The sequence below is a fragment of the Rothia terrae genome, assembly GCF_012396615.1.
GTDB lineage: Bacteria > Actinomycetota > Actinomycetes > Actinomycetales > Micrococcaceae > Rothia > Rothia terrae.
This window is the reverse complement of record NZ_JAAXPV010000026.1, coordinates 1-21,675: the sequence shown is the minus strand read 5'-3', so window position 1 is coordinate 21,675 and position 21,675 is coordinate 1. Positions and strand designations below refer to the sequence as shown.

Annotated in this window: 22 protein-coding genes, 1 tRNA gene and 1 pseudogene; 4 read left to right on the top strand and 20 right to left on the bottom strand. The window is 60.5% G+C overall.

Annotated elements, in window-relative coordinates; genetic code table 11:
* Positions 1-150: 150 nt before the first annotated feature.
* Both HF984_RS10845 and HF984_RS10840 read left to right on the top strand, forming a co-directional pair.
* Positions 151-828: pseudogene (locus tag HF984_RS10845) on the top strand (type ISP restriction/modification enzyme); the annotation flags it as partial.
* A 69-nt stretch (positions 829-897) separates the two neighbouring features.
* Entirely contained in the window at positions 898-1,134 is a 237-nt protein-coding gene (locus HF984_RS10840) for an antitoxin (protein ID WP_144691027.1), read from the top strand.
* 553 nt (positions 1,135-1,687) lie between these two features.
* Here HF984_RS10840 and HF984_RS10835 read toward each other — a convergent pair.
* From HF984_RS10835 to HF984_RS10740, 20 genes are all read right to left on the bottom strand, one after another.
* Positions 1,688-2,638, bottom strand: coding sequence for a replication protein RepA (locus HF984_RS10835; protein ID WP_099299418.1), 951 nt, complete (start codon positions 2,636-2,638; stop codon positions 1,688-1,690).
* A 320-nt stretch (positions 2,639-2,958) separates the two neighbouring features.
* Positions 2,959-3,282: a thioredoxin gene (gene trxA, locus HF984_RS10830; RefSeq protein WP_099299417.1), complete on the bottom strand. Its 324-nt coding sequence runs from the start codon at positions 3,280-3,282 to the stop codon at positions 2,959-2,961.
* A gap of 94 nt (positions 3,283-3,376) precedes the next feature.
* On the bottom strand, positions 3,377-3,991 hold the full coding sequence (locus HF984_RS10825) for a CueP family metal-binding protein (RefSeq protein WP_180965366.1): 615 nt from the start codon (positions 3,989-3,991) through the stop codon (positions 3,377-3,379).
* A gap of 120 nt (positions 3,992-4,111) precedes the next feature.
* On the bottom strand, positions 4,112-5,053 hold the full coding sequence (locus tag HF984_RS10820) for a cation diffusion facilitator family transporter (RefSeq protein WP_168615671.1): 942 nt from the start codon (positions 5,051-5,053) through the stop codon (positions 4,112-4,114).
* Between the two features lie 2 nt (positions 5,054-5,055).
* Positions 5,056-5,439, bottom strand: coding sequence for an ArsR/SmtB family transcription factor (locus HF984_RS10815; protein ID WP_228008270.1), 384 nt, complete (start codon positions 5,437-5,439; stop codon positions 5,056-5,058).
* A gap of 146 nt (positions 5,440-5,585) precedes the next feature.
* A tRNA-Cys gene (locus tag HF984_RS10810) sits at positions 5,586-5,659 on the bottom strand.
* A 15-nt stretch (positions 5,660-5,674) separates the two neighbouring features.
* Positions 5,675-6,193: a carboxymuconolactone decarboxylase family protein gene (locus HF984_RS10805; RefSeq protein WP_070478526.1), complete on the bottom strand. Its 519-nt coding sequence runs from the start codon at positions 6,191-6,193 to the stop codon at positions 5,675-5,677.
* 13 nt (positions 6,194-6,206) lie between these two features.
* The gene (locus HF984_RS10800; protein WP_099299416.1) at positions 6,207-6,386 is read right to left on the bottom strand and encodes a hypothetical protein; all 180 of its coding nucleotides are present in this window, start codon (positions 6,384-6,386) and stop codon (positions 6,207-6,209) included.
* 41 nt (positions 6,387-6,427) lie between these two features.
* Positions 6,428-6,832, bottom strand: a complete 405-nt coding sequence (locus HF984_RS10795; protein ID WP_473938815.1) for a DUF8185 domain-containing protein — start codon at positions 6,830-6,832, stop codon at positions 6,428-6,430.
* A gap of 333 nt (positions 6,833-7,165) precedes the next feature.
* The gene (locus HF984_RS10790) at positions 7,166-7,471 is read right to left on the bottom strand and encodes a metal-sensitive transcriptional regulator (protein WP_070478524.1); all 306 of its coding nucleotides are present in this window, start codon (positions 7,469-7,471) and stop codon (positions 7,166-7,168) included.
* Between the two features lie 10 nt (positions 7,472-7,481).
* Positions 7,482-9,719 (bottom strand): heavy metal translocating P-type ATPase, encoded by a 2,238-nt coding sequence (locus HF984_RS10785; RefSeq protein ID WP_070478523.1) that lies wholly within the window; start codon positions 9,717-9,719, stop codon positions 7,482-7,484.
* Between the two features lie 63 nt (positions 9,720-9,782).
* On the bottom strand, positions 9,783-10,409 hold the full coding sequence (locus HF984_RS10780) for a YdhK family protein (protein WP_370551584.1): 627 nt from the start codon (positions 10,407-10,409) through the stop codon (positions 9,783-9,785).
* Between the two features lie 79 nt (positions 10,410-10,488).
* Complete coding sequence (gene fdxA, locus HF984_RS10775; RefSeq protein ID WP_070478519.1) at positions 10,489-10,818, bottom strand: ferredoxin; 330 nt, start codon at positions 10,816-10,818, stop codon at positions 10,489-10,491.
* Between the two features lie 89 nt (positions 10,819-10,907).
* Positions 10,908-12,092: an MFS transporter gene (locus HF984_RS10770; protein ID WP_144690930.1), complete on the bottom strand. Its 1,185-nt coding sequence runs from the start codon at positions 12,090-12,092 to the stop codon at positions 10,908-10,910.
* A gap of 3 nt (positions 12,093-12,095) precedes the next feature.
* Entirely contained in the window at positions 12,096-13,241 is a 1,146-nt protein-coding gene (locus HF984_RS10765; protein ID WP_070478515.1) for an FAD-dependent oxidoreductase, read from the bottom strand.
* A 47-nt stretch (positions 13,242-13,288) separates the two neighbouring features.
* Complete coding sequence (locus tag HF984_RS10760) at positions 13,289-13,624, bottom strand: metal-sensitive transcriptional regulator (RefSeq protein WP_070478537.1); 336 nt, start codon at positions 13,622-13,624, stop codon at positions 13,289-13,291.
* Positions 13,625-13,709: 85 nt separating this feature from the next.
* Positions 13,710-14,048 carry a YHS domain-containing protein gene (locus HF984_RS10755; protein WP_306345856.1) on the bottom strand — a complete coding sequence of 113 codons (339 nt, stop codon included), beginning with the start codon at positions 14,046-14,048 and terminating at the stop codon, positions 13,710-13,712.
* A complete protein-coding gene (locus HF984_RS10750; protein ID WP_070478511.1) occupies positions 14,045-16,315 on the bottom strand; it encodes a heavy metal translocating P-type ATPase in 2,271 nt (756 codons plus the stop codon). Before HF984_RS10750 ends, HF984_RS10755 begins: the two co-directional genes overlap by 4 nt.
* A 47-nt stretch (positions 16,316-16,362) precedes the next feature.
* Positions 16,363-17,304, bottom strand: coding sequence for a hypothetical protein (locus HF984_RS10745; RefSeq protein ID WP_070478510.1), 942 nt, complete (start codon positions 17,302-17,304; stop codon positions 16,363-16,365).
* Entirely contained in the window at positions 17,304-17,513 is a 210-nt protein-coding gene (locus HF984_RS10740) for a heavy-metal-associated domain-containing protein (RefSeq protein ID WP_070478508.1), read from the bottom strand. The genes HF984_RS10745 and HF984_RS10740 overlap by 1 nt, the downstream gene beginning before the upstream one ends.
* A 434-nt stretch (positions 17,514-17,947) precedes the next feature.
* Between HF984_RS10740 and HF984_RS10735 the strand changes: the two genes are divergently transcribed.
* Positions 17,948-18,157: a hypothetical protein gene (locus HF984_RS10735; protein WP_070478506.1), complete on the top strand. Its 210-nt coding sequence runs from the start codon at positions 17,948-17,950 to the stop codon at positions 18,155-18,157.
* 682 nt (positions 18,158-18,839) lie between these two features.
* Entirely contained in the window at positions 18,840-20,321 is a 1,482-nt protein-coding gene (locus tag HF984_RS10730) for a replication initiation protein (RefSeq protein WP_168615670.1), read from the top strand.
* Positions 20,322-21,675 lie beyond the last annotated feature (1,354 nt).

The following is a 21,675-nucleotide window of genomic DNA, read 5'->3' as shown; positions in this document are numbered from 1 at the left end:
AGGCTCCACCAAAGCCTGGGGTACCGAACCCCGGTCGAGGTGGAAACCGATTTTTGGAAGCAGAACCCGCCGCAAGTGATAATAGAAATCAAGGCAAATGCCTAGGAACAAAACTCGGGGCACTTCACAGCATTATCGGAGCGCTTCGGTAGAGAGATTACGGTACAAAAACTTACTGCTTATATTGCAGGTATTTCCGCCCACCCTGGATATGTAGAAGCATTTGATGAAGAACTGCATTATAGCGGCAATCGTGTGCCACTTACCGTCGATGTAGAGCTGTGGGATAAGGCTGTAGAAATTGGTCAGTTCATTATCTGGCTACATACTTTTGGCGACCGTGGGCACGCACCGAATAACGCAAAGAGTCTGTTTGATGTTGAAAGCACGCTGCCGCTGCCAACCTATGACACTGCCGTTGGTGTTGGAATGCCGGACGATGTTACCTACGACGAGACAACCCAAACTATTTATCTAGGCAAGGGCAGCTGGTCGAATGTGTCACCAGCCGTGTGGAACTACACAGTGGGTGGAAACTCCACAATCAAATCCTGGGTAGGTTATCGCCGTAAAAAACCTAAAGGCAGAAAGTCCTCACCACTCGATGACATCATCACCACAAGCTGGCCGACACAATGGTCAAGACAGTTTCACGAACTGCTAGTTACGCTTACCCATTTAATTCAGCTCGAAGCTGAACAGAAGGAACTCCTGGAGCAAATCATTGCTGGCGAACAACTAACTAAAGACGAATTAGCCTTTCATGGGGTGCAGTGGCCAGCAGAAAATAAAGATCGGAAACCACACTTTCCAGGCGATCTATTTTAAAATTCTGGCTATTAGACATTTGTTCGAAAGCCAGGAGATTATGTCGAAGCAGTGTGCAACAATAACGTCATGACTCGCCCAATTGATGAGCTGTTGCGCCAAGCTGGTGTGCCGTCGTTAGGGTCAAACAACGGCACACTCAGTGGTGGAGAGATGGCAATCGCACGTATTGTCAGTGCTCTGCGAGCAGATTGGGACAGGCTCGATGGTCAACAACAACGTGCGCTTATTACAGCGCTGGAAGCGTCCACACAGGCCACCGAAGAAGCCGAAGCATTCGTGCTGAATCAACTCAAGAAGCACTAAATCGCTCAAGCCCTGCCTGAGGGGCTAGAGGCAGGGCTTGAGTGTGACAGTGACCGTCCGGGGGGGGGGAGGGAGCGGTCTACAAACTATTCTGCGGAGCTTCGACAAAAGTAACAAGGGCGTGCCCACTCCAGTGAGCATTGACAGTAAGGATGAAATTATTGGGGTTCCTTTGTGAGAGTTCTCTTTAAAGATTCTTTGGTTATCTGTAGTCCTGGAGGCTGTGGTCAGTGAGTAGTCCAGGTTGTCTCGGTGGCAACCAAATCTTTGATTTGGGCGGCAGCACAACCGAACGTTAGTGAGGGCGTGAGCCACGATGGAATCTTATTTACTAGTTAGCGTTAGCGTTGACTGGTTGGTTTACCCCTGCTGGATATAGTTCTACAGTTTATAGTTATAAGCGACCAGGGGAAATAGATAAAATCCCAGTTCAAGCCCTGTGGATAACTGCTTGGATATTGGTAAATATGCGCAGCCGTATTGGTAAATATGCGCAGCCTGACCAGGGCATAAAGAAAGCGCCCACAAGGGGGCGCTCACTCGTTGATGAGTATTAATCCAGCTGCGGACGTGGCGGTTTTTTCTCAACTGAGGGAGATGTCTTAGTGACGGTGACTCCATCGAGGTCGGCTTTTATTCCACAATTACGCCATATCGCCTGAACATCGTGGATGGCTTTCTTGATTTCGTTGCGGAAGTTCACCCAGTCTTGCCCTGATACTAGCTCTTTGGTGGCGAAGCTTTGTGCCATCATGTCCCAGGTAAAAAGGTAGGAGTCTCGGTTGTTTTTGCTAAGCCAAAACTGCTTGACCGTTAGCCAGATATAAATGTCCATTGACCGTGGCTTGGTGAGCTGGCGTAGTACAGCAAGGTCGATAGGGATGGGGGCTTCGACAATGTGCTGGAAAAATTGTGGCGTGAGTTTGATGTAGGACTCGATGAAGCTTCCCTGATTAGGGTCGCGTGCATCAAACCATAAGTCCCATTCATCCATAATTTGAGTGTGTTTACCACGTGCGCGTACGCCATCGTCCTCTTTGACGGTCACGCGAGCATCAGCCAGGCGCAATAATTGCTCGCGGATATTGGCCAAGTTCCCTGTTGCGCCACCTGTGCCGCGTCCAGTTACTCCGATGGCTTGGAGGAAGTGGTTCATGGAGTGTCCGAGAGGGATGCGGACTGCTTGCTCAAGGTCTATTTTGCCTGCTTTGAGCTTTCCTGCGTTTTCCACGGCACGGGTGACGATGTAGGCCATGATTAGTCGGGGATATTTGCCGTAGGGCAATCCTCCATCGGCGTAGACAACGATTCGGCCTTGTGCTGTCTCTATGACTCGTTTTTCTTCGTCGGTCTTGCGGTATGGAAATAATGCTTGGACGAAGAGTTTGGATGTGTAGCCAATGTCTTGGGCGTTTATAAGTTCTTTTGCTTGATTAACTTCTCGGTCTTGGGCAGTCTTTTGGGCTGCTTGAAGCTGAGCAATTTTTTCTGGTGGCAGTGCCATGGAAGAATCCCTTTTCTGGTGACACTGCTTAACTTCTTGCAAACCGTGTATTTGGTGTATATGAACGAGGACAGAGGGCCACGCCCGTCGCCGGAGTTCGTGGAATGGCTTATGGATCTGCCAGTCAGATGGATTACCGACACGATGGGCGGACTGACTGCAAATCAGCAGAAGACCGCCTTCGGTAACGGGGTCCTGCCACTTCAAGCGCTCGTTGCACTGCGCAGTCTTGCATTACGTATGCAATCACGCTGAGTCGGGCGACCATCAACTGCCGCGCAACGGTCGGCGGAGTTCGGGAACGGTTCGACGGCCGAGCCTCAGATAATGCCTTCGAGGCGTTGCTCGATCTGCGGCTTCGGCATCGCCCCAATGATCTCGCGCACGATTTCACCCTTGTCGAAGACCTTCATCACAGGGATCGAACTGATGTTGTAGCGTGAGGCGATGTCGGGGTTCTCGTCGACATTGAGCTTGGCGATGAGGAGCTTTCCATCCTGCTCAGCTGCAATCTGGTCCAGGACCGGCGCGATCGCACGGCACGGGCCGCACCAGGCTGCCCAGAAGTCCACGAGAACGGGGACCTCGCTCTGGAGCACAACCTCTTCGAAGGCCTGGGTGTCGACGGTGGTGACTTCGCTCATGGGACTGCTTTCCTTCCTATTACACGTCGCGTGCGATAGACCGCGCGCACATCACAACACCCTACCCGGTGGGGGTATTCCCGTGGTGCTAGTTTTAGACCAGTCGCATCGTGGTCAGGCAGGTTTGCGCATCGTCGCCGACGGTCGAAAGTTCGGAGGTGACGGTCTGGCCGTCGTGGGTGATCGAGATCGATGTCTCGATGCCTCGGGGCAGCCAGATCCCGACGAAGCCGTTGTCGAGGGTTCTCAACTCCTCGTCGACGATCGTCTCGCCGGTCGTCGCATCCGTCACCGTTACGGCCACGTCTGCGTTGCGCAGCTCGCCCAGGCATCCGGTCGGGCTGTGGTAGTAGCAATCATGGGTCTGCGACCGATACGGGGCAACGGATACGTAGATCTCGTCACTGGGCAACCGCACCTCTGTCGCGTGCTCGTGCTGATCAGTGAGCGTGACCATCTCCGCAGTGATCGACGTGGTCAAGGTCTCCGTGCGATCGTCCAGCGGGATCGCATCGAGCGTTTCGACCAGCTCCCGCACGTCGAGGCCTTCGAGACCATTCTCGACAAGAATCTCGGCTCCGCTGGCCGAGGTGGCTGAGGGTGAGTCGTTGGCGGCCGCGCATCCGGTGAGCAGGAAAGCGCCGATCACGACGGTGGTTGCAGCGGTTTTCTTCCCGCCGTACTTCGGCAATGACCTGAGGTTTTTCATGGGATTCCTTCTCGTGCCTGCCCGTGGTGCCAATTGGCCATAGTACCCCATAGGGGTAGTGCCTACCTGTGTGATGCGGAAGCGCCCCGCCCGGTACGAGCCCGGGAGGGGGCGCTGCGTTCAGTCGTGCTTGCTGACTTCCGGTTCATGTTCGGCAATGTGCTCGGTCTCGATCTGGAAGGTTGCGTGATGGACGGAGACCTCGAAGTGTCCTGCGACGCAGTCTTTGATCTCTTGGAGCATCTGGGCGGCATGACCGTCGGTGAAGCATTCGTCGTCGACGACGACGTGGGCGGTCAGGGTCGGTAGGCCGGTCGCCACAGTGGAGGCGTGCAGATCATGAACATCCTGGACGTGGTCGAGTTCGAGGATGTGTGAGCGGACTTTGTCGAGGTCGAGGCCCTTAGGAGTGAACTCCATGAGGACGCCGGTGGTCTCGCGCATCAGCTTGAACGCGCGAGACACGATCAGGGTGGCGATGAACAGTCCGGCGATGGCGTCGGCCTGCATGAACCCGGTCGTGGAGATCACGATCGCCGCGATGATCACTCCGAGTGAGCCGAGGGCGTCGTTGAGGACTTCGAGGAACGCGGCACGCATGTTGAAGTTCGAACCGCGGCTGGAGGCGAGGATGGTGATGGCGATGATGTTCGCGACCAGGCCGATGATGCCGAAGATCAGCAGTTCGCTTGCGGGCACCTCCGGCGGCTCGAACAGTCGCCGGATTCCTTCGATGGCGGCGTACGTGCCCACCACCAGCAGCAGTGCCGACTGTCCGAGGGCTGCGATCACCTCGATACGTCGGAACCCCCAGGTGCGCTTGGAGTTGGCGGGCTTGAGCATCAGCGTCCCGGCGATCAGTGCGACCAGTAGGCCGACGGCATCGGTGATGGCATGGGCGGTGTCGGTTAGCAGTGCGAGGCTGCCGGTGATGACCGAGCCGATGGCCTGGGCGACGACGATCGTCGCGGTGATCGAGAATGCGATCCAGAGTTTCTTGCGGAAATCTCCAGGGTGCCCGGTCTCGCTGGCTGCGGGGCCGTGATTGTGTCCTGCGCCCATGTCTACTTCTTCTCCGTATCTGTCGCGTGGTGGGTATGTGGGAGTCGCAGGTGCGTGCAGAGCAGGGCCTGCGTGCCGGTGGCATCGAGGAGGCATTCGGCAGCGGCGACGAGGGTACGCAGGAGTTCGGGCTGTGTCAGCGAGTACCAGGTGGAGCGCCCTTCCGGGCGCATCGTCGCCAGGCCGCACTCAACGAGAAAGCCGACATGTTTGCTTACCGTGGACTGGGCCAGGCCCATGTGCTCGACCAGATCGCGGACCCGGTGCTCGCCCGAGGCGAGGTGCTGCACGATCGCCAACCTCGTCGGTTCTGCAAATGCCTGGAACAGGTGGGCGTACGCTGCTGTCGCCACCTCGTCGAGGGTTGCCCCCTCTTGTTGATTCATAGTCATATAGCGATTATATCGCTCTATGACGATATTGTCGAGTGTGATCTGTCGCTCGATGCGAAATGAAGCTCAGAGGTTCCGGCGCGCCCGAGGGTGGACTGCCCGCTTCCTGCGACGCGTGCCTTATTGGATTCGGCGGAAAGTGGAGGTGCCTACGGGACTCGAACCCGTGTACAAGGTTTTGCAGACCGCTGCCTATCCTCTCGGCCAAGGCGCCAAGTCGCCGGCAAGATCAGTCGCCCGGCGTGAGGCCGGCAACCAGGTTGAAGGCGCCGGTGAGAATGTTCAGCGACACGACCCCGACGACATCAGAGATCTCACGGTCGCTGTACCCGAACCCCCGAAGCTCGTCGATCTGCTCGTCGGTGATCGACGCAGGCTCACGGTAGACCTGGAGGCCGAGCGCGATCATCGCCGCGACCGGGCCGGTCATCGCCGTACCCTGCTGGGCGAGTGCGATCTCGTTATCGCTGACCCCGAGTGATCGTGCCGCGCTGATGTGCGAGGCCAGGCACATTCCGCATCCTTGCTGCGACTGCACGGCGATCGAAACGAGCTCGCTGACCTTGCGGTCGAGCTTGGCGCGACGCATGGCTTTGCTCAGCTGGAGATAACCGCCGAGCACCGCCGGGGAATGCGCCATCGTCGAGACCATGTCTCCGACCTCGCCGTGCCGCTCGACGAGATCGCCGAGCAAGTCTCGTGAGCTCCCCACTGCGGTCTCAGGGGTCAATCGGGAAAAACGGGGCATAATGCCTCCTTAGTCAGTTTGGTCGCGAGTTCGAGGTTGAACCCGCAGGGATGCGTTCCTGCTGCTGATGCCCGGCATGTACACCGGTCAATAGGTAGAAGTCGCCGGACTCGCGTTGCTGCCGACTCACGATCCCGGCCGCATCCAGGTGCGGTGTGTCATACGTGGCGTGCGCGTGTTCAGCCTCTCTCATAGTCACCAATCCTACCCTTTACCCCTATGGGGTATCAAGTATTATCCGATTGGTTTGAAGGACTCGGAGACGCGTGGCCGGGTGCGGCGGATTGAGGTGAGGCCAGAGACGACGGGTCCGCGCAGGAGTACGTGTCCAGTCGGAAGGGTCAACCGCGTCCAGCGGCCGGCGGTGGAGATCGCGGCCTCTCCTTCGGAGCTGAGGAACCCGAAGACGTAGGCGGCGAACGCGACGCCTTGTGGCAGCGACGCGAGGGCTGTGTCCGGGGTGCCCCAGACCATGCCCCGGATCTTGCGGGCGACATCGTCGCCGGGTTTGTCGGGAAGTGCTTGGGCCACGGCCTCGATGCCGGCACGGACGCTACGCATCAGCGTCAGACTGGACACGTCCGCAATGTATCTCCACCCGTGTTGTGGGGGTTCGACGCTGGTCCAAGCGGGTGCCAGCGAGGTCTCCGGCAGTTCGAGGGACAGGGGGTCGACGGTCGCGGTCAGGGTTTCGACGGTGACGTCGCACTGCAGCTCGGGGTCGGAATGGAGCGTGCGAAGGACGAGGATCGTAGGGGTGCGGTCGAGCGGACCACGGGGCGTTGGTACACCGCACTCATGCGCAGCAGCCCGGCCGCGGCCTGCAAGCGCACGCCGTGGGCGCCGGCTCGCCTGGCCCGTTGAGCGAAAGTGGGCGCATCGCGGGCGGACGGCGTGTCGGTGAGGATCAGGCGTGGAGGGCGTCGTGAGGGCTTCCCGCCGTGTCCTGGAACGCGGCCTCGGGGTCCGGGATTAGGAGCGGACGAGTCGGTTGATGGCGTCGGTGGCTTCCTGTATCTTCTCGACGGCCGCCTCGTCGCTGAGCTTCGCTGCGTCGAGCACACAGTGCTTGAGATGATCGTCGAGTAGACCGGTCGCGACCCCCTGGAGGGCGCGGGTCAGGGCGGATACCTGGGTGAGGATGTCGATGCAGTATTTCTCTTCATCGATCATCTTCGCGATCCCTCGGGCTTGACCCTCAATGCGCTTCATACGGCCGAGGTAGCGCTCCTTGTCGTTGATGTATCCGTGCTGATGAGAATCGGTGTCGACAGACATGGGCATGTCCTTACTTCTGGCGTTCCAGGACGGAACGCGTGCTGGCTTCGGGTGTGAGGTCGATGCGCCGCAGGAGTTGGGCGTTGAGCGCGACGACCACGGTGGAGGCCGACATCAGGATCGCGCCGATCGACATTGGCAGGACGAATCCCACCGGTGCCAGGATGCCGGCCGCAAGCGGCACGGAGATGAGGTTGTATCCGGCGGCCCACCACAGGTTCTGCTTCATCTTACCGTATGCGCGTCGTGAGAGCTGGATGATGGAGAGCACCGACCGGGGGTCGGAGCTGGCCAGGATCACCCCGGCCGAGGCGATGGCGACATCGGTGCCGGCGCCGATCGCGATGCCGACGTCGGCCTGGGCCAGTGCCGGGGCGTCGTTGACGCCGTCGCCGACCATGGCGACCTTCTTGCCCTCGTGCTGCAGTTGGGCGACCTTGGCGGACTTGTCCTCGGGGCGGACGCCGGCGAAGACGCGGTCGATGCCGAGCTCCCGTCCGACCTCGTTCGCCACGGCCTCGGCGTCGCCGGTGATCATGACGACCTCGACGCTCAGGGCGTGGAGGGCGTCGACGGCGTTGCGGGATTCGGGGCGGATCTCGTCGGCGAGCTTGAGGCCGCCGACCACCTGGCCGTCGCGGAGGACGTGCAGGATGATCGCGCCCTCAGAACGCCATTCCTCGGCTGTGCCGACCTCGTGCTGGCCGGTCTCCTCAAGCAGCCGGGGGCCGCCGACGCGGACCTCCTGGCCGGCGACAGTCGCGGTGACTCCGACGGCGGGCGAGGATGAGAAGCCGCTGGCCTGCTGAAGGGCGAGGCCCTTGTCCTTGGCGGCGGCGACGATGGCCTTGGCGAGCGGGTGCTCGCTGTCGGCCTCGGCCGAGGCCGCGAGGGCGAGGACCTGGTCGGCGTCGAGGTCGCCGGTCGGTTCGACGCCGGTGACGGTGGGCTCGCCCTTGGTCAGTGTGCCGGTCTTGTCGAAGAGCACTGCGTCGACCTGCCGCATCGACTCCAGGGCGAGGCGGTCCTTGACCAGCACGCCGCCGCGGGCGGCGCGCTCGGTGGCGATGGAGACCACGAGCGGGATCGCCAGGCCGAGGGCGTGGGGGCAGGCGATGACGAGTACGGTGATGGTACGGACCACGGCCTCGTCGGGCATGCCGATGAGCGTCCAGACGACAGCGGTGACCAGCGCCGCGCCGAGAGCGAACCAGAACAGCCAGGCCGCGGCCTTGTCGGCGATCCGCTGGGCGCGGGAGGAGGAGTTCTGGGCCTCGGTGACGAGCCGGTTGATCCCGGCCAGGGCGGTGTCGTCGCCGGTGGCGGTGATTTTCACCCGCAGGCCGGAGTCGGTGGCGACGGTGCCGGCGGTAGCTGTCTCGCCCTCGCCCCGAGAGACCGGGCGGGACTCGCCGGTGATCATGGACTCGTCCATGTCGGCGCGGCCGTCGACGATGGTGCCGTCGGCCGGAACGCTGCCGCCGGGGCGCACGATCACGACGTCACCCACAACGAGGTCGGCTGGGGCCACCTTAACGACGTTCTCGCCCTCGACGCGCTCGGCCTCGTCGGGCAGCAGTGCAGCCAACGAGTCGAGCGCCGAGGTGGTCTGGGCCAGGGAGCGCATCTCGATCCAGTGGCCCAGCAGCATGATCACGATCAGCAGCGCCAGCTCCCACCAGAACTCCAGCTCGTGATGGACAAGCCCGAGGGTCGCGGCCCAGGAGGCGAAGAAGGCCACCGTGATCGCCAGAGCGATGAGCAGCATCATCCCGGGCTTGCGGGACTTCAACTCGCTGACGGCGCCGGTGAGGAAGGGCCTGCCGCCCCAGACGTACATGACGGTGCCCAGTACCGCGGCGACCCAGCCCGCCCAGCCGGGGACCTCGTAGCCCAGCAGCATGGAGAACATCGGCGAGAGGGTGACCGCGGGGATGGCGATGACGAGGTTGATCCAAAACAGCCGGCGGAACTGGCCAACGTGGTCCCCGTGGCCGCCATGGCCGCTGTGATCTCCGTGGCCGCCATGGCCGCTGTGATCTCCGTGGACACCGTTCTCATCGAGGCCCGTGTGGTCTGAGTGCTGCCCGTGGTTCATGGCGTGGCCCTGGTGTCCAGTGTGCTGGCCCTCGTGCGTGCCGTGCGCCTCCGCCGAGGCGTGTGCGGACACAGACCCGTGGTGATGCTCGCCGTGAGCGGGTGCATCGGTTCCGTGACCGTGGTGCTGGTGTGAGTTCGGGTCCGTCATCGTTCTTCTCCTTCGTCATCGAGCCATGCCGCTCACCCGGTCGCCGGGCAAGCGAACGTCGGCTCAGGGCGCTGGTTGGATCTCGCTCTCGACGACCCACTTGTGGTTCGTCATCTTCATGCCGTCCGTCTCGTAGTCGACCATGTAGACCGTCTCATCGGTGGACGAAGCGATGGTGGCCCTCGCGCCCTCCATGCCCTCCATGTGCTTGGCGAGCAGCGTCACCGCTGTGCCATCGGTCAGGCGCTCGTCGCCGGCATCCTCGATTTCTTCCTGCACGACCCACTTGTGGTCCGTGACGGGGTCGCCGCCACCTGCGTTAGTGTAGTTCACGGAGTACGTGTACGTGTCGAATGCGCCGGAGATCGTCGCTGTCGCACCGTCCATGCCTTCCATGTGGTCGGCCGTGAGCTGTACCTCTGTGCCGACCGGGTATGTGGGGTCACTGGCTTCGGCGATACCCTCGGGTGCCGGTCCGCCGTCCATCGGGTGCTCCATCGAGTGATCCATTTCCTCATCTCCGCTTTCTGCATTGTCGCCGCCGTGGCCCTGCTCCTCAGTAGCCGAAGGGTCGGTCTGCTGGTCTTCGTCTGCTCCGCTGCTGCAACCGGCGAGCACGAGTGTCACTCCGAGCACTCCTGCTGCCAGCCCTGCTCGCAGTCTCCTCTGCATGTCAGCTCCTTTCATCATGACACCTACCCTATACCCCCCAGGGGTACTAGTCAAGGATTGCGCGTTGTACCGGCGTGAATCGATCGAATTGTCCTTCTCAGAGGGACTGCTCATGTTGGATGGGCAATGCGGCGATGAGGGGATGGTCGAAGCCCGCCGGTCCGATCTTCGCGGCTCCACCGGGAGAACCAAATTCGTCGAAGAACTCGACGTTGGCCTTGTAGTAGTCAGACCATTCGTCGGGCAGGTCGTCTTCGTAGTAGATGGCCTCGACGGGACAAACCGGTTCGCAGGCTCCGCAGTCAACGCATTCGTCGGGATGGATGTAGAGCGAGCGTTCGCCCTCGTAGATGCAGTCGACAGGACATTCGTCGATGCAGGCGCGGTCCTTGACGTCCGCGCAGGGAAGCGCGATCGCATAGGTCATGGCTGCTCTTCTTGGTCGGGTGCGGTTCGGCGGCGAGAGTCGGTGGGGAGTTCGGAGAAGTCGTCAGTCTCTGCCGGATCTGCGGCCGGCTAAGGAATGCGCAGGCGTAGGACGGTGGCTGCAAGGCTGAGGGCGATGATGATCGCACCGAGGACTGTCATCGTTCCTGACAGGGTGAGTACCGGCACGAGCAACCCGGCGACGATGGTGGGCACGCCGAATGCCAGGTAGGCGACCGTGTAGATCACAGCCATCACGGCGGCGCGTTCCGACGATGCCGTGTGGGGCATGAGTGTGCGCAGCACCCCGAGGAACGCTGTGCCGAACCCGGAACCGACGATCGCGACCGACACGACGTAGGCCGGGTAGGAACCGAGTGCGAGGGCGACGATGCTCGCTGCGGTGCCGAATGCCAGGGCGCTGGTCGCATACAGGCTGATGGTGCGGGCGGAACGCCGCTGCAGGACGGACGAGGCGGTGATTCCGGAGATCGCCAGTGCGAAGATGACGATGCCCGCGTGGGTGTGCGTGGAGCCCCCGAGCTCACTGCCGACGAGGCCGGCTCCGAGCGCGAGGAAGAGTCCGTTGGTCGCCCACCCGGCGATAATCGCGGGCACACCGGCGGTGAACATGCGGCGCAGGTGCAGTGGCACCATAAACCGCGGGCGGAGGTCGCCACGTCGTATCCGGGTCTTGGGGACCAGTTCCGGTGTGCTCCACACCGTCGCTGCCACGGTGAGGAAGGCGAGCACGAGCGGGCCGAAGACCGCAGCTGTCGGTTCGGGGGTGAGATCGAGGAGCAGCGCAGCACCGAGTGCCCCGGTCCCGAGACCGATCATCGGCCCGATCGTGTTCCACAGGGCTGCGATGTTCGGATGCGACGGCGGCTCGAAGTCGATCATCATCGCCGACAGGGCCGGGATGAGCAGACCCGCTGCGAGTCCTTGCAGAGCGCGGGCGACCAGGAGTGTCGCGAGGCTGTCGGCGAACCAGAACATGGCCAGGCTGAGTGCCAGCGCCAGGGAACCGGCGGTTACGACCGGACGTCGGCCGATGTGATCGGAGAGCGGTCCGAGGTAGAGCAGCGCGGCCAGGAGGGTGAAGGTGTAGACCGCGAATACGAGTGTGGTGGCGACGGGGACGAGTCCGAGCTGTTCTGCGATCTGGGGGTAGAACAACGACGGCGCGCTGGCAGCCGCCATCATGAGAATGGTCGCTGCCATCGCGAGCGCGAAACCCCGCCGCGGGATCTGCCTCGTATAGTCGCCCGCCATCGTCTATGCCTGCAGGCCGTGGAGCTGCTGACCCCACTGGTAGACGGTGCCGACCGCGTCGATGCCGGTGACGCCGACGACGGTGCCGTCGGTCTCGTGGCGCACGATGAACTCCTCGCCGGCTTCCACCTGGGCGTCTGCACCAGCGGTGTACCCGACTCCGGAGATCATCTGACCGTAGACCAGCGCCATGTAGGGGCTGCGCGGCAGGTAGGTGCCCGGATCGTCGCTGATGTCGAGGTCGTGCAGTGCGGCCTGTGCGGCGTGCGTGCCCTGCGCGGCGGCGTCTTCCCAATGGTCGATGCGCCAGACGCCCAGTGCTTCGTCGTGATGCGTAGCTACACCTCCGGCGGCGTAGACGTGGTCTGCTGCGGCACGGAGGCGATCATCGACGTCGATGCCGTTCGTCCACGGCGACGGGGCTGCGGGCGTCGTGCCGAGCGCAACGAGGAGTAAGTCGGCCACGATGCGTTGATCGTCGTCGAGGGTGATGGCAACACCGGATTCTGTTTCGTCGACATGCTGGAGAGTGCGACCGAATCGAGTCTGCACCTTGGCGGCATGGTCAGCGGCGAGGCGCTCAGCCACCGGCGCCCCAAACGCTCCGATGCCGGGAACAGAACTGCGAGAGACCAGCATGACCATGTGTCCGTCGGCTTGCAGCGACGAAGCGGTCTCGGCTGCGATGATTCCGCCGCCATAGATCGTCACTCGCGCCGGCCGTGCCAGGCTGGTCAGCAGATCGCGGATACCCATGGCATCTTCCAAGGAGTGCAGAGCAGTGACCCGGCCTTGTCCGACGTCGTCGCCTTCGAGTACACCCGCGGGCAGAGAGCGGGGCACGCTCCCTGTCGCGACAATGAGCGCGTCGTAGGAGACCTGCGCGCCGGAGGTCAGTTGGACCCGCTTCGCCGTAGTATCGACATCGAGCACGGTGTCGGCGATGACCTCAATCTGAGGTAGCGGGAGCTTGATCATCTCCGGCGGGGTCGGGCCGAACGCGATTCCTTTGATGAGCATTCGCGTGTAAGGCGTCTCCCCGGTGCGGGTCACCATCGTCACCCGGACGTCGTCACGTGTGGCGAGAGTGCGGGCGGCTGCGGCTCCGGCTGCTCCTGAACCGAGGATGAGGACGTGTTGTGTGGTCATAGGGAAACTCCTGGGCTGCAGGTCGTGATCGATTTGGTGTGCGGGCGTCAGGAGCGAACGAGACGGGCGATGGCCTCGGATGCCTCGCCGAGCCTCTGCTCGCTGACTGGTCCACCGGCGAGGGCGGCGTCGAGGACGCAATGCTTGAGGTGATCGTCGAGCAGTCCGAGGGCGACGTTTTCGAGTGCCCTGGTGGCTGCGGAGATCTGGGTGAAGATGTCGATGCAGTAGCGGTCCTCATCGATCATCCGATCGATGCCGCGGATTTGGCCTTCGAGGCGCCGCAGGCGATTGCGGTACGTCGCCTTGTCGCTGATGTATCCGTGGACGGACGGATCGCCGTCGCCTCCCGCCGGGCAGGTGTCGATGTGAGGTTCGGTCATTGAGGTCGGGGTGGTCATGTCGGTTCGCTCCGATCAGGTGCCGGGGTGCCGCAGCGGTGCCGCGGCACCCCGGCACGCTGGTGGATTACGCCATGTTGGCGGCGTATTTGGCGGGGTCCGAATCAAATGCGGGGCCGCAGCCGGCGCAGCAGAAGTAGTAGCGCTCGCCCTTGAAGTCGCGGTAGAGGCCGGCGGCCTCGGCGGTCTTCTTGCTGACCGGGGTGCCGACCATGACCGGGCAGGTGGTCATGTCATCGGCGCCCCCGCCGAGCAGGTTCTCGCGTCCACCGTTCTCGGCGGCGGGGTTAGTCTCGTTCGTGCTACAGCAGTTGCTCATTTTCTGGTGTTCCTTCTGTATCGGATTCGTATGGATGGGTGGGTTCTGTATCGGATTGGTATGGATGGGTGGGTTCTCGTTCGTCACTTCGTGGCGACGCTCTTGAACCCGCGCAGGCGGAGGCTGTTGCCGACGACGAAGACGCTGGAGAACGCCATCGCCGCGCCTGCGAGCATGGGGTTGAGCATGCCCAGCGCTGCGACTGGGATCGCGGCGGTGTTATAGGCGAATGCCCAGAACAGGTTGGTCTTGATCGTCGAAAGTGTCTTCCGAGACAGACGGATCGCGTCGACCGCGGCCCGCAGGTCGCCGCGGACCAGGGTGATGTCGGAGGCCTCGATCGCGACGTCCGTGCCGGTGCCCATCGCCAGGCCCAGATCGGCCTGCGCGAGCGCGGGGGCGTCGTTGACGCCGTCGCCGACCATCGCGACGATCTTGCCCTCGCCCTGGAGACGGGTGACGACGTCGACCTTGTCCTTGGGCAGCACCTCGGCGATGACCTCCTCGATGCCGACCTCGGCGGCGATCTGGCGGGCCACGGCCTCATTGTCACCGGTGAGCAGCACCGGGGTCAGGCCGATCTCCTTGAGCCCGCGGATCGCCTCCGCGCTCGTGGGCTTGACGGTGTCGGCGACGACGAGGATGCCGCGCGCAGCACCGTCCCAGCCGATCGCGACGACCGTCTTGCCTTCACCCTCAGCTTGAGCCTTCGCCCGTGCGACCTCCGGAGAGAGCTTCTGTGACCAGTCGGCCAGCAGCGACTCGCGTCCGACGACGACCGGGGTGCCCTCGACGATGCCCTGCACGCCCTTGCCTTCAACATTGGCGAAGTCCTCGGGCGTGGGCAACTGGCCGACTTCCTGGGTGGCGCCCTTGGCGATCGCCTGCGCGATCGGGTGCTCCGAGGAGTCCTCCAACGCACCCGCGAAGCGCAGCAGCTCGGCACGGTCCACACCGGATTCGGTGATCACATCTGTCAGGGTCATCTTGCCGCTGGTGACGGTACCGGTCTTGTCGAGCACGACGGTATCGACCTTGCGGGTGGACTCCAGCACCTCTGGGCCCTTGATGAGGATGCCCATCTGCGCCCCGCGGCCGGTGCCGACCAGCAGCGCGGTCGGAGTCGCGAGTCCCAGCGCGCAGGGGCAGGCGATAACGAGCACGGCGACCGCTGCGGTGAACGCGGCGGCGACGGGGAATCCGGCTCCCAGCCAGGCGCCGAGGGTGATGAACGCGACGACGATGACGATCGGCACGAACACGCCGGAGATCGTGTCAGCCAGACGCTGCACCTCGGCCTTGCCAGTCTGCGCATCCTCGACGAGCTTCGCCATCTGCGCAAGCTGCGTGTCCGAACCGACACGGGTCGCCCGCACGACAAGGCGGCCGCCCGCGTTGACGGTGGCACCGGTGACCGAGTCGCCCTCGCGGACCTCGACCGGTACGGACTCGCCGGTGAGCATGGAGGCGTCCACCGCGGAGGAGCCGGAGACCACGATGCCGTCGGTGGCGATCTTCTCACCCGGACGAACGATGAACTCGTCGCCGACCTGGAGGTCAGAGGTGGGGATCTTCACCTCAACGCCGTCGCGGAGCACGGCGACTTCCTTCGCGCCGAGCTCCAGGAGGGCGCGCAGCGCGGCCCCGGCCTGGCGTTTGGAGCGCTTCTCGAAGTAGCGGCCGGCGAGGATGAACATCGTCACGCCCGCGCCAACTTCGAGATAGATGTTCGCCGCGCCATCCGAGGGAGCGATCGTGAACTCGAACGGGTGCGTCATCCCGGGTGTGCCAGCGGTTCCGAAGAATAGTGCGTAGACGGACCACAGCAGTGCGACCGAGGTGCCCATCGAGATGAGTGTGTCCATCGTCGCGGTACCGTGCTTGAGGTTCGTCCATGCGGCCTTATGGAACGGCCAGGCTGCCCAGATGATCACCGGGGCGGCAAGCGCGAGTGAGGCCCACTGCCAATATACGAACTGCAGTGCGGGGATCATGGCCATGGCGATCACGGGAACCGTGAGCACAATGGCACCGACTAGCCGATGGCGCAGCGAGGTGAGCTCAGTGTCTTCCTCCTCCCCGGCCTCGGTCTCCGACGTGTTCGCCGTGGTGCCCTTGGGCTTGGGCAGCGCAGCCGTGTAGCCGGTCTTCTCGACCTCGGCGACCAGCAGGCCCGGATCGTAGCCGGCAGGCACGGTGACCTTGGCCTTCTCGGTGGCGTAGTTGACCGTGGCCGCGACGCCCTCGAGCTTGTTCAGCTTCTTCTCGATCCGGTTCGCACAGGAGGCGCAGGTCATCCCGCCGATCTCCAGCTCGATGTCCGGCCCACCGATGGGGGGCGCTAATGTACTCATCCTCTTCCTTCTCTCTTCATCTCTCGTGCGACGCCAGGCCCTGCGGGTCAGTGGCCGCCGGTATGCGAATCGTCTGTCTGCGAGCCGTCACCATGCTCGGCGTCGATCACGAACTCGGCGGTGTGCACCTGCCCATCGACCTGGAAGTCCAGGTAGAGCAGGTAACGGTCGGCGGTCGGGGCCTCCGCTGCGAATCCGATCTCGGGTCCGGCCGTGTCCCTGGCCTGGGGCTCGTCGCCCTCGGCGTGGACGTGCAAGTAGGCGAGGTCGCCTTCGCGCAGCGCCACCAGGTGGCCAAACGCGCCCAGGTAGGGCTCCAGCGTGGTCACCGGCTGACCGTCGCGCTCGACCGAGATGGTGAGCTCGCTTGAGGTGCCGGCGGTAAGGTCGCCATTCAGGGAGACGGTGTATCCGTCGACCTCGTCGGTGGTCTGTGACTCGGTCTCAACAGGGGCGAAGTCGCCCGCCACCTCGACGGCGCGAGTCAGGGTGATCCCTTCGGCTCCCTCGCCCTCGGGTGTGAAGTCGGCGTACACGCGGTAGGTGCCCGCCTCGTCCCAGGTCCACGGCACCGACCAAGTGCCTGTGCTCGTGTCAAGCTCGGGGTGCACGTGCTGGAAACCAGTACCATCGGTGCGAACGGCGATCAGATGCAGGTCCTTCTCGTGCGCGGTAGTGTACTCGGTCACCGCTTCGCCGGACTCGTCGAGGATCTGGAAACTCAGGTCTCCATCCTCGCCTGCAGCCGTGGGAGCCTGGACTGGGGAAAGTACGAAGCCGTCCGCGCTTGCGGAGACCCCGTTCAGAGTGGGCTCCGCAGTTTCTTGCGCAGCGCCGCCGTGTCCTTCACCGTGTGTGTTCACGTCACTTCCTTCTGCCCATGCTGCTACGAAGCTGTCAGGAATGACGGCGCCGGCAAGGCCGAAGGCCCCGCCGAACGCCACCACCAGCCCGGCCCCGTAGAGCGCAAGCCGTCCTCCGGCCTTCATCAGACACGCACCGCCGAGTAGCCGGCCTCCTCGACCGCCGCGAGGACCTTGGCATCGTCAATCTCGCCCTCGGCGGTGACGTTAAGCTTGCCGGTCTGCGCGCTGACCTGGATGTCCTGGACGCCGGGGATCTCACCGACTTCCTCGCGGACCGACATCTCGCAGTGCCCGCAGGTCATGCCCGTCACCTGGTAATTGTTCGAAGCCATTATGTATCCTCCTTGTGTCTCTGTAGTACCCCTACCGGGTACCTGTACAAGTCAACAGTATACCCCTGGCAGGTATTCCGCAAGAAGGGGGTGGTCGTATGAGCCACATCGCACGCGTGCTGCAGACGATGGCTGGAGCGTCCGACATGCGCCTCGTGGCGAAACGATGCTGCGGGGCGACCCGCTGGACGGTGTCGCTGCGCGTCGGAGAGTAGTGGTCCCGGTCTAATGAGAACCGTGGACTTCCTTGCCACGTCGGCGAAGGCAGTGACGACCGGTACGGGCCGGACACCACCAAACACCGATCAGTCGCTGGTGCTCATGGTACGAAGCCGGCCATGTCAACTGGATTCGCAGGCGTTCGAGATTGGTGAGTGGAACAGACGAATCCCAGCTGGAGTGCTCAGTTACGCCGGAGACAGTTAGCAGCCCCTGTGCAGGCATTAGTCAGGAAAAATAACCCCTCACAGGTTGCTGGCACTGACGCTTTTAAAAACAAAGGGTTCGGCGCACTCGTGCAGGCGGCCCGGGAGTCTCAGGAAGTCTTCGAAACCATCACGGCAGATCCAGGCAACCTCAATAAGTTCCTGGAGGTGCTAGCGCACATGATTGTCGCCGCCAAGGACGAGCAGCAGTCAAAGTAATCATCACGATAGGCACCCTGTATTAGTGATTACCGGTAGGGGTGCCCTCATCTAGTAGTTACGTGGCGAGAACGGATGATTACCGTAGGAGTTGCACTCTTAGTACTCTGAAGTGTTCGTATTCGATTGACTCAGAAATCATTAACGAGTTCTAGCCCTGCCTGAGGGGCGAGAGGCAGGGCTAGAACTTATACATAGTGGCCGTTCGGGGGGAAGCAGCCTATAACCATTGTGCGGAGCTTCGACAAAAGTCACAAGGGATTGTTCACTCCAGTGAGCATTGGCAGTGAGGAAGAAAGTACTGGGGTTTATCTATGTGGTTTCTCTTTAAAGGCTCTTTGGTTATCTGTAGTCCTGGAGGCTGTGGTGCTTGGAGTAGTCCTGGTTGCCTCGGTGACAACCAAGCCTTTGATTTGGACGGCAGTACACATGAGTACCGCTAACCCCTATGATCCATAGTCGATGTCTTGTATCTATGCAGGATACTCTGCGGTTTTAGCATTTGTTGCAATATATTTCAAACACTGTTACTGCAGGTAAAACATATCTTTATGTGTGTCTCGCACAAAATGACAGTCATGTGTTTTACAGTTGAGAGATACTAAAGACGAAAGAAGGCCACTCGGCGGCAACCAAGTGACCTTCGCTTATCACCCAGTAGTAGCTGGGGGAAAGCATGTGCATGATTCTATCTAATGATTCCTCTCCGGGCACTTTGACCGGTGCGCGTGTTGGTACGCCATCTAGAGTGCGCCAGGATTGCGCAGGTCTAGATGATACTCCGGCAAGTCAGCTTGACCGGGAAAAACTTCTCCAGCATCTTGGGCGTGATGCGCTACACGGTTCTATCAGCCGTGACTTTCAAAGTGCTTACCGTGTCGTGGTAGATGAAGAAACCGGTAAGAAGCGCAGCGTTCCGAGACTTTATCGCACTGATTCGGAGAAACTCGGTCGATGTGAATACGTCATGCTGACGAATAAGCAATATTCTGCGGTTATGGTTATTGATGTTGACCAGCCCGGAGAATCTGGAGGCCATCCAGTTCATCTCAATGCTTATGTTAAAAGCGTTATCTTCGCCCTTGTCCAGCGAGGCATTGGGCCAGCATGGGCCGGGATTAATCCGCTAAGTGGTAAAGCTCAGTTTATTTGGCTGATTGACCCGGTGTATACCGGCAAAAATAAGCATTCCAGCAATATGGAGCTGCTAAAAGCTACGAGCCAGGAGTTAGGCGCTCTTCTCGCACATGACCCGCACTTTGCGCACCGTTTTAGTCGTAGTCCTTTTTATACTGGTAAGTCAGTAGAGGCATATCGCTGGTATCACCAACACGATCGCGTCATTCGCCTCCAGGACTTTCTAAGGCAGGTGCGTGAGATGGCTGGACACCCTCAGTACGGTAAAAACATGCGTCAGCAATTTAGCTCTGGTCGTGAACTCATCAATGCAGTGAAGGCTCGTCGAGAAGAAGCCCAAGCCTTCAAAGCTCTTGCAGAAGATGTTGAAAACGAAATAGGCGCAGGACTTGATCAATATGACCCAGAACTGATCGACGGCGTCCGTGTCCTTTGGATTAGTCAAGGGTGCGCGGCCCGTGATGAAACGGCGTTCCGCCATGCTTTAAAGACCGGACACCGGCTCCGTGCTGCTGGACAACGCCTCACCGATGCGGCCATCATCGATGCCTATGAGCATGCGTACAACATTGCGCAGCACGTGGGCGCGGCAGGACGGCGTAGTGAGATGCCGCCTATGCGTGACCGCCAGACGATGGCTAGACGCGTTAGAGGCTATGTTACCCAATCTAGGAACAACGCATACAGCGGTTCTCATGCGCCTAGAAAGACGAGCAGTAGCGAACGCAAAGCATTAGCCACTATGGGGCGTAAAGGTGGCCAGAAAGCCGCACAACGCTGGAAAACAGATCCACAGGGCGAATATGCGCAGCGCCAGATCCAGAAACTTGAAAAGACACATAGGTTAAAAAAAGCACAGGGACGTTCGACGAAGTCGCGTATTAGTCAGATGGTCAACGACCAGTACGTACAAACAGGAACCCTTCCTTCTTGGTTAGAGATTGAGAAGGAAATCGGAGTATCCAGAGCGACGGTAGCGAGGCATGTAGCAGCGCTCAAAAAGAGTGGAGATTATCCAGAGCTTTAGGGGTCTCATACCGTAAGCAATATACGGTTCCCCTGCCGGTAGGCAGGTAGGTAAAAACCTCACTTAAGAAAATCTTGAGAACTAGAGTAAATAGGAACTTTTCCTTCTTGGTTAGAGATTGAGAAGGAAACTGGAGTATCCAGAGCGACGGTAGCGAGGCATGTAGCAGCGCTCAAAAAGAGTGGAGATCATCCAGAGCTTTAGGGATGCAATGCCGTAAGCAATATATGGTTTCTCTGCGCAGCAGTAGAGGTGGACTGCTTCTCATCTTTGCACGACACAAAAATCTCGGACGTTTGTATAGTCTCTGCGGCAGTACTCGCTGTCTGGTTGACGGCGTCATCCCACTAGGCATGCTGCGTTCAGCATGGTCCAGCGGATGATTGCTTGCAAGGCTTCAATGCGCGGCGGACTCGCTACTTAGTGGCGATAGTCCCAGCCAGGGTGTGTTCGGTATAAGCGCGAGGGCTATCGACCCCCATGGGGGGTGCCCAAGCAAAGCCAAGACAACAGCACCATAGTCAGAGAACCCAATGTGCGCATTTTGCTTTTCAGGTTTCAAAAATGCGCACATCGGCCTAAAATGCGCACATTGTTGTCTTACTGCAGCTCAACGCTACTTTTTTATGTGCGCATTTTTCTGCGTTCTGTGCGCATTATTCTATTCCCCCAGGTCAGATGTGCGCATTTATGTGCGCATTTTTCTAGAGTATAAACCTCTGTGCGCATTTTCTTATCAAGAAAAGTAAAATGCGCACATAAAAAACAAGCCACTAGCTGGCGTTATGTAAAAATGTGCGCATTCTGCAGGCGTTAACGCCACAAACTAAATAGATAGAGGCTGTAGATGTCATGGCATTTCCGTTCCAGTGACACGATTGCGGACACTATCGTGTCTGTATTGCAGGCACTCTTCGCAACATGTACCAGACACTTTGCTGTCTGGTTTTTCGACACTACGATGTCCGAATTTCAGACACCGCCCATCATGTTCATTTTTTATACAAGATCATGTCGAGATTCCCAACACTCTCAGCTACATATTTCAAGCATTACGGTGTCTGTCTTTTGGACAGTATTCTGTCCGGTTTACAGACAATAACGTTAGTGTCGAGATTTTGAACAGTATTGTGTCGGTATTTCCGGACACTCTGCGCAACACATACCAGACACTCCCCTGTCTGGTTTCTCGACAGTCTGAACTACATATTTCAAGCAATAGCCCTATTGAAGTGTCCCAGGTTTTGTTCCGTTTGAGTAGATGGGAAAATCTGGAATATGCCAAGAAAATTTGACCAGGATGCAAAGGACCGTGTGGTCCGTCTTGTAGAGGACCGCATCTTGGCGGAAAATA

Coding starts and splice junctions, on each gene's coding strand:
- HF984_RS10840 (WP_144691027.1), top strand. CDS start 898: ATGACTCGCCCAATTGATGAGCTGTTGCGCCAAGCTGGTGTGCCGTCG.
- HF984_RS10835 (WP_099299418.1), bottom strand. CDS start 2,638: ATGGCACTGCCACCAGAAAAAATTGCTCAGCTTCAAGCAGCCCAAAAG.
- trxA (WP_099299417.1), bottom strand. CDS start 3,282: ATGAGCGAAGTCACCACCGTCGACACCCAGGCCTTCGAAGAGGTTGTG.
- HF984_RS10825 (WP_180965366.1), bottom strand. CDS start 3,991: ATGAAAAACCTCAGGTCATTGCCGAAGTACGGCGGGAAGAAAACCGCT.
- HF984_RS10820 (WP_168615671.1), bottom strand. CDS start 5,053: ATGGGCGCAGGACACAATCACGGCCCCGCAGCCAGCGAGACCGGGCAC.
- HF984_RS10815 (WP_228008270.1), bottom strand. CDS start 5,439: ATGAATCAACAAGAGGGGGCAACCCTCGACGAGGTGGCGACAGCAGCG.
- HF984_RS10805 (WP_070478526.1), bottom strand. CDS start 6,193: ATGCCCCGTTTTTCCCGATTGACCCCTGAGACCGCAGTGGGGAGCTCA.
- HF984_RS10800 (WP_099299416.1), bottom strand. CDS start 6,386: ATGAGAGAGGCTGAACACGCGCACGCCACGTATGACACACCGCACCTG.
- HF984_RS10790 (WP_070478524.1), bottom strand. CDS start 7,471: ATGTCTGTCGACACCGATTCTCATCAGCACGGATACATCAACGACAAG.
- HF984_RS10785 (WP_070478523.1), bottom strand. CDS start 9,719: ATGACGGACCCGAACTCACACCAGCACCACGGTCACGGAACCGATGCA.
- HF984_RS10780 (WP_370551584.1), bottom strand. CDS start 10,409: ATGATGAAAGGAGCTGACATGCAGAGGAGACTGCGAGCAGGGCTGGCA.
- fdxA (WP_070478519.1), bottom strand. CDS start 10,818: ATGACCTATGCGATCGCGCTTCCCTGCGCGGACGTCAAGGACCGCGCC.
- HF984_RS10770 (WP_144690930.1), bottom strand. CDS start 12,092: ATGGCGGGCGACTATACGAGGCAGATCCCGCGGCGGGGTTTCGCGCTC.
- HF984_RS10765 (WP_070478515.1), bottom strand. CDS start 13,241: ATGACCACACAACACGTCCTCATCCTCGGTTCAGGAGCAGCCGGAGCC.
- HF984_RS10760 (WP_070478537.1), bottom strand. CDS start 13,624: ATGACCGAACCTCACATCGACACCTGCCCGGCGGGAGGCGACGGCGAT.
- HF984_RS10750 (WP_070478511.1), bottom strand. CDS start 16,315: ATGAGTACATTAGCGCCCCCCATCGGTGGGCCGGACATCGAGCTGGAG.
- HF984_RS10745 (WP_070478510.1), bottom strand. CDS start 17,304: ATGAAGGCCGGAGGACGGCTTGCGCTCTACGGGGCCGGGCTGGTGGTG.
- HF984_RS10740 (WP_070478508.1), bottom strand. CDS start 17,513: ATGGCTTCGAACAATTACCAGGTGACGGGCATGACCTGCGGGCACTGC.
- HF984_RS10730 (WP_168615670.1), top strand. CDS start 18,840: ATGATTCTATCTAATGATTCCTCTCCGGGCACTTTGACCGGTGCGCGT.